This window comes from Citrobacter sp. Ce104, assembly GCF_030334595.1.
Lineage (GTDB): Bacteria > Pseudomonadota > Gammaproteobacteria > Enterobacterales > Enterobacteriaceae > Citrobacter > Citrobacter europaeus.
Genome location: NZ_JAOWDP010000054.1, coordinates 25,152 through 34,776 on the forward strand (window position 1 = coordinate 25,152; position 9,625 = coordinate 34,776).

The window sequence follows — 9,625 nt, forward strand, 5'->3', positions numbered from 1 at the left end:
CGGCTGTTCTGTCATTCACGGAAGACGCAAAATCGCAGATGTACCCTGAGAGTGGGCGGCGAGATGGCTCGCGGAGGGAAAAAAGGCAAACGAAACGCCCGCACTGGCGCCAACAGCGACAGCAGCAGACACAGAACCAGAATAGCGCCTTCAAACAGTACAGGAGGCGCGGCCAGTAATGACTTTGCGCTCAGTTCACAAGGGGTAACGGGTGAAGTCTCGTCGGTCTGCGCTTGTGCGCTGACAACAACGCTTGTGGCAACGGTGTCCATTTGCAACGCGTGCAGGCCCGCCATGCGTTGTGCGGTACAAACCATCACCACAACACATGCCAGACAGAGGAACCACCATCCCATCCGTTGACGTTTCGCCATTACACCCTCGCTAATTGATGCGAGTTATCTTAACCACTCGCCAGGTTTTGGCAACCTTTCCGCTGTAAAGTTATGTCCTGCTATCTGCTGGATATACCGCGATTTTAATCAGATTGAGGTCGGGCTCCCTGACATAAACCGAGCGAATGGGTCCCGTCGCACCGTTTTGTCTGACACTTGCCCTATTCGTTCACGCGCGACAAGAGAAAGAAACTTTTAGAGGACGTTGGCAGAACATAGCGCATCGTCTTGCAGCTCACCTTTATAAAAGAAATGAGAATTAATCATATTTTTATGTTTGGTTATTACAATATAACATTGCCGAAATAAACGAGAAAATATCACGGAAGTTATCATTCACTATTTACGAAGAGTGCCAAAAGATATTTCCGTGACACTACATAAATAACGTCCCAACACGTATTACTGCGTAAATGAAAGTAAGTGTCAGCGCATTTTAATGGGATTATCGTATTATAGACTGACGCAGTGCATGGCGTATTCATTAGCAGTTAATTTGTTTATTAAATGTTATTTAGAGTATATGGAAATGAAAAAATATTTATTACCCCTGATTGGGTTACTTTTTACAGTTAGCGCTCAGGCAGCATCATTTACCGACGGCAAAGAGTATATCTCGCTGGAAAAACCCGTCGTTTCAGCCCCGGCGGCGCTGAAGTTTTTCTCATTCTATTGCCCTTCCTGTTATCAGTACGATGAAGTTTTTGAAATCACTGATAACGTAAAAAAAGTCTTGCCTGCTGATGTCAAACTCACGGAATACCACGTCGACTTTTTAGGCCCTCTGGGGCAGGACATGACGCACGCCTGGTCCGTCGCCATGCTGTTGAACGTACAAGATAAAGTTAAACCGATGCTTTTTGATGCTGTTCAGAAAAAACAAACCATTAAAACAGCGGACGATATTCGTAATGTATTTATCAGCGCAGGCGTCAGCGCCAGTGATTATGATGCCGCATGGAATAGTTTTGCCGTGAAATCATTGACTGCCAAACAGCAAGAAATGGCTAAAGCGGTAGATTTAACCGGCGTACCCGCCATTTTTATCAACGGTAAATATATGATCAATCCGAAAGGACTGAAATCTGATGATCTTAACGCGTTCGTACAAAACTATGCTGATACGGTCCGCTTCCTGATAACCAAATCCTGATGTTCAGCTAATCTCACTATTCGCACCACACAACAGACGCCATAACGTCAAAAGCGCTGTTGGTGGTGCGCATCCGCATCGTTTATAGCAATATCCCTCCTTCACGGTTGGCATTCGCCGTTATCAGGATTACCCTAAACTAAGCGGTGATACCAGTTGTCACGGTTCACCTTCTGCAAGTGTTGATTTACACGAGAGAACGCTATGGAATTAAAGGATTATTACGCCATTATGGGCGTGAAACCGACAGACGATCTCAAGACAATCAAGACCGCCTATCGTCGACTCGCCCGTAAATACCATCCTGATGTCAGTAAAGAGACTGACGCGGAGGCCCGGTTTAAAGAGGTTGCTGAAGCCTGGGAGGTACTGAGTGATGAGCAGCGACGCGCCGAGTACGACCAGTTGTGGCAGCACCGCAACGATCCACAGTTCAGCCGTCAATTCCAGCAAGGAGAGAATCAAAGCTACAGCGCCGAAGATTTCGACGATATCTTCTCTTCCATTTTTGGTCAGCGTGCGCACCAGTCGCGCCAGCGCCCTGCCAGCCGCGGGCACGACATCGAAATTGAAGTTGCCGTATTCCTCGAAGAAACGCTTACTGAGCATAGCCGCACGATCAGTTACAACCTGCCGGTCTACAATGCATTCGGCATGGTTGAACGTGAAATTCCCAAAACACTGAATGTGAAAATTCCGGCTGGCGTCGGTAACGGTCAGCGTATCCGTCTGAAAGGCCAGGGCACCCCCGGCGAAAACGGTGGGCCGAACGGTGATTTGTGGCTGGTGATTCATATTGCGCCGCATCCACTGTTCGATATCGTTAATCAGGATCTGGAAGTGGTCGTTCCCCTGGCACCATGGGAAGCCGCGTTAGGGGCGAAAGTCACCGTTCCGACGCTAAAAGAGAGCATCCTGCTGACCATTCCCGCGGGAAGCCAGGCCGGACAGCGACTACGCATTAAGGGCAAGGGTCTGGTAAGTAAAAAACATACCGGCGATTTGTATGCGGTGATCAAAATAGTCATGCCGCCGAAACCTGACGATGCCAGCGCCGCCCTGTGGCAACAGCTGGCGGATGCACATAAGACCTTTGATCCGCGCAAAGAGTGGGGGAAAGCATAATGGCTAACGTCACCGTCACCTTTACCATTACCGAATTTTGTCTGTACACCGGTGTATCAGAAGAGGAGCTCCATGAGATTGTCGGCTTAGGGGTAATTGAGCCTCATGAAGACAAGACGTTTGACGACCATGCGCTGACCGTAATGCGTCGCGCGGTGCGCCTGCGTCAGGAGCTGGAACTTGACTGGCCGGGAATTGCCGTTGCGCTAACGTTGCTGGAAGAGAATGCACAGTTACGACAGGAAAACCGCCTGCTGCGCCAGCGGCTGTCTCGCTTTATCAGCCATCCTTAGTGTGTCAGGGCCAGCAGCGTGCTGGTCCTTTTATTATCTCCAACCCGCTCTTAATGACATTGCTCAGCAGATGGCATACAGTCAGCGATAGGAATTTTCTCAAACAATAAGACGTTGAGCCATGCAGCTTAAGCCCCTCACTAAAGGTCGTTTTCACAATATCTGGCAACAGGATGATGCCTTAATTGAGAAGATATTTCAGGAGCTACTCTCTGAAACGCAGATTATCCAGGAAGATGAGTATCTATACCGTCAGGGACAGGTAGTCGATCGACTGATTATGGTGCAATCAGGGCGAATTTCTCTACGGTATAGCGCGGAGAATGGTCGCCGTTTTCAGTTGGGCGCAATGGAATGTGATGAGCAATTGTTTGGTGAAATGGAGTTTTTTACCGGGTATCGCTGCCAGCTTGACATCGTAGCTGAAGAACCGCTTACCGTGGCGGTGTGCACCTGTGATCGTCTGGAAGAAGCGCTGAACCAGCATCCCAGGCTGGCGATATTTTTCGCCAGCGCAATGGCCGTTGATTATCAGGATATGCTAGAAATCTTCCTGCATCGGATGCTCTACCCTATCGTTCATAACGTGGCGTATGACCTGTATCGCCAGCATCAGAACAAGCAGCCAATGGATGGTTTTGATAAAAAATACCAGGAAGCTGAGCGATTCGGCACCACTGACCGGGTTTATCGGCGGGCAGTTAAAGCGCTGACGGATGCCGGGCTGGTAACGCGTACGAAGCAAGGACTGGAAATTAAGGATCTGGATGGGCTGCGTAAATTTCTCGGCAACGACATCATTGACTGACACACCAACTCTCGCAAACAGAGCATTGGTGTGTCATTTCGGTGCAATCAGAACTTGTAGGTGAGGTTGAAATAGTGGCCTAGCCCGGTGGTACGCCCTGCTCCTCCGTGGTTTTCCATCAGTGCCATGTTGCGGAAGTACTTCAAGCCATAACCTACCGCATAATGCTCTGAATGCCAGTAGATGCCGTTATACCATTCAATCGCGTTATTGCTGTATAACGGTTGATTAGCAATCTTATTAGCGGCGAACTGGTAGTCAAAGTAACCCTGATAGTTCAAGTAACTGCCGTTGGAAAAGGTATAGAACGGCGTCGACCAGTTGGTCGAGAACATGTAGCCATCCCACTTGCCTTCGTTATCCGCACCGTAGTTTTCACGAACATAGTGCGCATAGATGTTCATTCCCACCAGACCAAACCACGGCACCTTAACATCCGTGCCCAGACCGACGTAATGCTCAAATAATTCCCGGTCACCAATGTTATTTACCGTTGCGATATAGAATTCATTAAACGGACCAACGGATAAATCTTTATTAAAAATGGCGTCCAGGGAAAAACGCGGAGATATCTTGGCAAAAAAGTTATCACCACCATGACGATCGTCCTGCTCGCGATCCAAAATATCAAAGAAATCCACATAACCGTACAGATCGATAATTCCGGAACGCGCGCCAAACTCCAGTTCCAGATAGGTGTCATTACGAATGCCATAAGGCACTTTCGCATCCACACTTTGCATTAAGTTCATCTGCATCCAGTTAAAATCATTTTTGCGGATGTTGCCATCGGTATAATCAGCCGCAAGCGCTTGCGTACAGCACATCGCAATTACCGCACCCAGAACTGTTTTTTTCATCATTGATTTATTTTTCTTCAGCATTTTCAATTCCTTTGAGCAAGGTTGAGTGTCGCCCCACCAAATAAATGGCGTGACGACTGGCTATCTAATTAAAAAGGTAAGCGTTATTACTGTGTTTAATTACGTTTAAGTTTCAATGTACCCATCAACATGATAAAGATGATTAAATACAACACCGGTATTGCGTACATAATTTTCTGTAATCCCATAGTTTTTTCCATTAGCGCACTGATCGCCGGACTAAACATCGCCCCGGCACTGCCGCTAATTAAAATATAAGATACGTTCTGGCTACTCGCGCGCTTCACGAAAGAAACACCGTAGGCAATAAAGGAGTTATACAATGCTGCGCAGACAAATCCGTAACTGTAAGCCAGATAATCAAGCCCGGAGATTTTTTCCTTCGTGACAATAATGGTTGTAATTACGCAAGCCAGCAGAATAATACTTAGCAGGAAATAATGTATTTTCACTCGGGAAACAATAACGGTTGAGACTAACGCGCCGACCAGCGCAGCCCCCCAATATTGCGTAATAATATTTCCTGCTTCTTCAAAGGGAATACCAAATTTGTTCTTCACAAACAATGGTGCCCAGGTCAGGAAGGTATACAGCGCCAGCATGCCTAAAAACAGACCTATACCGCCGCTGATAATCCCTGGGTTCCACTCCGATTTCGCCACGTCCGCGCTATCCGCTGCAGGAGCCGTTTCACAGGCGGAAAAACGGGTGAGAGCCACAACGCCCAGCGTGAGTAGAGCCACCATACCTACGCTCAGATAGCTATAACTCCACGACATATTGTGCGTCAGGGCGAAGGTAGTGATCAGCGGAAAAACTACGCCCGCAACGTTAAAGGTGGCATCCTGCACCACCAGCATCGTACTTTGAATGCGATCCTGCCAAACTGATACCACGATCGTTCCCGCTACGCACAGACCAATCCCGCCGCAGAAACCCACCAGGGTCATGGCGACCATCACCGGCCATAATCCTGGGCTTAAGTGCATTGCCAGAGCGCAGAGGAACACTATCGAATAGATAATGAACGTCATACGCTTAACACCGATTTTCTCAATCAAGAAAAAGGCGGCGACGGTTCCGGCTAATGCTCCACCGTTAAGCAACGAAAATATCGAAGCAACGGTATTCACATCGGCACTGTAGCGTAGTGCAATCGGTTCAATCAGCATGCCAAACTGACTGGCAAACCCCGCCATAATAAAATTTGCCAGAAAACTAATCAGCGTAAGTGCTATTTTATTCTTCATATAATGCCATCTCTGATTGGTTCATCTAAATGCTGATGCTAAGCCGTAATAGCTGTATTCAGCGCCAGCTCTATCATATTTTTAAACGTTAACTGCCGTTCTTCTGCCGTCGTTTCTTCTCCTGTCAGGCAATGATCGGATACGGTTAATATAGCCAACGCTTCAATATTAAACTGATGCGCTAAAGCGTATAACCCTGCCACTTCCATATCCACACCCAGCACACCAAACTTTTCCAGTGCCGGTATTAAATTTTCGTCAGGATCGTAATAAAGATCACCACTGAAGACATTGCCGACTTTAATATCGATGCCAGACTTCTGTGCCAATGTCCACGCCTGCTGCAATAATGGAAAATGAGCAGATGCCGCCATTGCGTAGCCCGCGCTACGTTTTAAATTCGTGACAGAATCGGTTCCAGCGGCGACGGCAAGAATAATATCTCGCATTTTGACATGATGTTGTGTTGCCCCCAGGCTACCAACACGAATAATTCTCTGCACACCAAAATCATGTACCAGCTCATGGGCATAAAGCGTCATTGAAGGAATGCCCATTCCATGCCCCATCACCGAAACAGGTTGCCCAAAATATAAACCGGTATAGCCTAACATATTGCGTACATTGGTGACTTCGCGGTAATCAATAAGATAATTTTCGGCAATAAACTTAGCGCGGAGCGGATCGCCCGGCATAATTACGGTTGGCGCAAAATCACCCGCTTTGGCATTAATATGTGCAGTCATAACAATTCCTGAATTATGGGTATTGAAGATATGCAGGGATTGTAACCAGACGTTTGCAGAGGATTGAGGACAAAAGTCCTGCTCAGAGGATCGGCCTCTCAATTTTGAGAGTTAGTGGTGCAGGTAAGAGGAAAACGGCATCCCCGCCGCGCAGACAGGGAAAACGCCGGGGCTGTCAGAAGTTATCCTTCTGCCCGAACAACAGTACGGTGTAACGCGTATTCACTTTGCCGCTACGCTTACCATCTGGTGCGAAATAGCGATCGTTCCGATACTGGCGCTCGGTGGTGTCGCCAAACGAGTCGCCACGAAAGGTAAAGGCAGTGGAGTCAAACTCTCCGGCAGCAGCCTGCCTGCCCCCTTGCCTCTTCCCAGGATACTTTGTGGTTAACGCCAGCGACAGCCCGTGCTCGTCGGCACAGAGAGTTTTGTCGCATAGCACACCCGGTGCCGGGCTGCCTGGTCCGATCGTTGCTGCGTATGCTGTCAATGGTAAGACGCTCAACGCCAACAATCGCATAGTAAACTAAAGAGTTGTGAATATTTCGGTAAGATTGAATTTTTTATATATCTTTTGTTGAATACTACCATTTGATATCAACTTATTCATTTCAGTGACGAAATTTATGATATCGTCGCACTTGCTGTTATCAGGCAAATCGGTGTAATTATAGTTCCACCATTTTATTTTTAACAACTCTTCGATAATACCTGACTCAAATCTGTATTTGATAATTTTTGCTGGAACCCCTGCGACAATAGCATATGGAGGCACATCTTTAGTAACCACAGAATTTGCAGCAACAACAGCGCCATCGCCAATTGAAATCCCCCCCTTTAAAACAACATCATTACCAATCCAGACATCATTGCCAATCGTTAAATCCTTAGGTTTAGTGATAAATGGTTTCAACGTCCAGTTTTGTCCAAACTCGCTGGCAGCATATTTATCAAACTCGCCATTATAAGTAAGCATATGAGTAGTAAAACGATTCATTGGATGGTTCCCACCCATGATTTTTACATTTGATGCAATGCTACAAAATCTGCCGATTCGTACATTACCCGGCAATTGACAGGTTGGAAATGAGAATGCGCCTACGCTGGAAAAACTTTTTACTGGCATTGTTGAATATTGCTCAGCAATAACATCAGCTTCAATTCTAATTTTGTCACCTTTAGATAATAGTAGCAAATTCCTTTCTTTATAAACTTTCTTCCCCCTGTGATTTAAAAAGATATTGTTATCCATGCAAAACTCATAATGTTTTCTGGTCCATCTAAAAACAAAAGTATCACTTGCATCTTCTGAAAAATTATAGAGTCTGGCTTTCATATTGTCATTATCTGCTTTTACTTAAGAATGTAAGATTAGATTAAAGATACTCTAAACCCTAACCTTAATCAACTATAACAACATGAAATAGTTAACATTATAAATTCGCTTGCAAGGATATTTTATTGTTAGCACATAGTTGTTAATATATGTTCTGTAGTATTTTATTTAGAATTTTAATATAGACATGCACTGAAAAGTCGCTTTCAGAAGAAAATGTAAGAGGTTTCCAATAAGAGCCAGATGTATGATATATGAGAATTCTGCGAGTTATATTTTTAAATAGCGCAGGGAAAGCGTTATGCCGCAAAAAAAGCGCCCATAATGAAATGTGGCGCTTATCGTATCAAGTCCGTTACTGATGAGCCGCCAGAATGTAACCTTTACGCACGCTTTGCCAGCCGAGGTGGTCAAACACGATGCCTCCTGCCGTTGACCCAAGGGCGATTGAGAGCAGAATCACCGCGACCATTAGCCCGTCTCGGCTTCGGCGTTGTCGGGCAGCGTACGCGCAATCCATGTCCACCACCTGGTTGGCGCGGCGGTTGCAAGCATGCCCCAGAGGCCTGCCAGCCCCTCCGTCACGCCTAAATCGCGGGCAATCGGCGTGAGCAGGCTGACGGGCATAAATTCAGAAGCAATCAGCACAAACACGCACAGGGTCATGGCAAAAATACCGCCCCAGTATGCGCGCTGATGAGGATGTGATGGTGTTTGGTTTAGCGTCGACATAGTGAAATTTCACGAAGATCAGGATAAAAGCCACCCGCCAGAGGCCGGTGGCTTTGCATCAATTCAGGAGAGGGTTTATTTCAGTTTGGTCTGGAAAAATTGTTCGAACTTCGCGAAAGGTATTTTTCCGGCCACGTTATCGTAGAGGTCCACATGATTTGCCCCTGGCACCACTACCAGTTCTTTGTCTTTACTGCCAATCGCCTTGAAAGCATCTTCAGCAAAATAGCGTGAATGCGCTTTCTCACCGGTCACAATAAGCGTTGGGATGGTGATTTCACTGGCGTAGCTCAGCAGCGGCATATTCATAAACGACAGTGGCATCGTTGCCGTCCACGCCCCGGTCGAGTTAACGGAACGCTCGTGGAAGCCGCGCGGCATGCGATAGTAATCGAAGAACTCTTTCAGTATCGGATGCGGATTTGCCGGCAGCGTTTCTGGCAGAACGCGCTCGCCCGCGCTGGCCTTGCCGTTGCTGTCGACGTTAATATCATGAGCACCGTGTGCGAACGTGCCGCTCTGCGCATCCTTCCAGCGCTGTTCATTCAGATATTGCAGAACAGCACGACGGTCGGCGGTGGAATAACGGTCTTTGCCATCCCCCACACCATGGCCCATCGCCCGGCTCATGTCGTACATCACGCTGGTAGCCACCGCTTTAACGCGGGTATCCATCGCGGCATCGTTCAGCGCCATGCCGCCCCAGCCACAAATACCGAGCAGCCCGATACGGTTGCGATCCACCTCTTTTTGCAGCCCTAAGAAATCCACCGCCGCGCTGAAATCTTCAGTGTTGATATCCGGTGAGGCGACGTTTCGCGGATAGCCGCCGCTTTCCCCCGTGTAAGAGGGATCGAATGCCAGGGTAACAAATCCTTGTTCCGCCAGCGTCTGCGCATACAG

At 47.4% G+C, this 9,625-nt stretch carries 11 protein-coding genes and 3 pseudogenes; 4 read left to right on the top strand and 10 right to left on the bottom strand.

Annotated elements, in window-relative coordinates; translation table 11 throughout:
• Window positions 1-11 precede the first annotated feature (11 nt).
• Window positions 12-374, bottom strand: coding sequence for a hypothetical protein (locus OGW16_RS05675; RefSeq protein ID WP_043015841.1), 363 nt, complete (start codon window positions 372-374; stop codon window positions 12-14).
• A gap of 70 nt (window positions 375-444) precedes the next feature.
• Window positions 445-549: pseudogene (locus tag OGW16_RS26345) on the bottom strand (VOC family protein); the annotation flags it as partial.
• Between the two features lie 375 nt (window positions 550-924).
• Here OGW16_RS26345 and dsbA point away from each other — a divergent pair.
• The 4 genes from dsbA (at window position 925) to OGW16_RS05695 (ending at window position 3,774) form a co-directional block, all read left to right on the top strand.
• Entirely contained in the window at window positions 925-1,548 is a 624-nt protein-coding gene (dsbA, locus tag OGW16_RS05680; RefSeq protein ID WP_043017878.1) for a thiol:disulfide interchange protein DsbA, read from the top strand.
• Window positions 1,549-1,752: 204 nt separating this feature from the next.
• Window positions 1,753-2,673: a curved DNA-binding protein gene (gene cbpA, locus OGW16_RS05685; protein WP_043015840.1), complete on the top strand. Its 921-nt coding sequence runs from the start codon at window positions 1,753-1,755 to the stop codon at window positions 2,671-2,673.
• Window positions 2,673-2,966 carry a chaperone modulator CbpM gene (gene cbpM / locus OGW16_RS05690; RefSeq protein WP_043015839.1) on the top strand — a complete coding sequence of 98 codons (294 nt, stop codon included), beginning with the start codon at window positions 2,673-2,675 and terminating at the stop codon, window positions 2,964-2,966. Before cbpA ends, cbpM begins: the two co-directional genes overlap by 1 nt.
• 121 nt (window positions 2,967-3,087) lie before the next feature.
• On the top strand, window positions 3,088-3,774 hold the full coding sequence (locus tag OGW16_RS05695; protein ID WP_043015838.1) for a Crp/Fnr family transcriptional regulator: 687 nt from the start codon (window positions 3,088-3,090) through the stop codon (window positions 3,772-3,774).
• 47 nt (window positions 3,775-3,821) lie between these two features.
• Here the strand turns inward: OGW16_RS05695 and OGW16_RS05700 are convergent, their stop codons facing one another.
• The 8 genes and pseudogenes from OGW16_RS05700 to OGW16_RS05735 form a co-directional block, all read right to left on the bottom strand.
• Window positions 3,822-4,658, bottom strand: coding sequence for an outer membrane protein OmpK (locus tag OGW16_RS05700; RefSeq protein WP_047412218.1), 837 nt, complete (start codon window positions 4,656-4,658; stop codon window positions 3,822-3,824).
• A gap of 95 nt (window positions 4,659-4,753) precedes the next feature.
• Complete coding sequence (tsgA, locus tag OGW16_RS05705) at window positions 4,754-5,908, bottom strand: MFS transporter TsgA (protein ID WP_043015836.1); 1,155 nt, start codon at window positions 5,906-5,908, stop codon at window positions 4,754-4,756.
• 38 nt (window positions 5,909-5,946) lie between these two features.
• Complete coding sequence (gene deoD, locus OGW16_RS05710; protein WP_043015835.1) at window positions 5,947-6,654, bottom strand: purine-nucleoside phosphorylase; 708 nt, start codon at window positions 6,652-6,654, stop codon at window positions 5,947-5,949.
• A gap of 175 nt (window positions 6,655-6,829) precedes the next feature.
• Entirely contained in the window at window positions 6,830-7,144 is a 315-nt protein-coding gene (locus OGW16_RS05715) for a YcgJ family protein (RefSeq protein WP_227093100.1), read from the bottom strand.
• 36 nt (window positions 7,145-7,180) lie between these two features.
• Entirely contained in the window at window positions 7,181-7,990 is an 810-nt protein-coding gene (locus tag OGW16_RS05720; protein WP_181230563.1) for a CatB-related O-acetyltransferase, read from the bottom strand.
• A gap of 391 nt (window positions 7,991-8,381) precedes the next feature.
• A pseudogene (locus tag OGW16_RS05725) lies at window positions 8,382-8,563 on the bottom strand (MFS transporter); the annotation flags it as partial.
• Window positions 8,555-8,722 (bottom strand): annotated as a pseudogene (locus OGW16_RS05730) (MFS transporter); the annotation flags it as partial. The pseudogenes OGW16_RS05730 and OGW16_RS05725, both read right to left, overlap by 9 nt.
• Before the next feature lie 75 nt (window positions 8,723-8,797).
• The coding region (locus tag OGW16_RS05735) for an alpha/beta hydrolase (protein WP_286518065.1) at window positions 8,798-9,625 on the bottom strand (828 nt) is incomplete at its 5' end.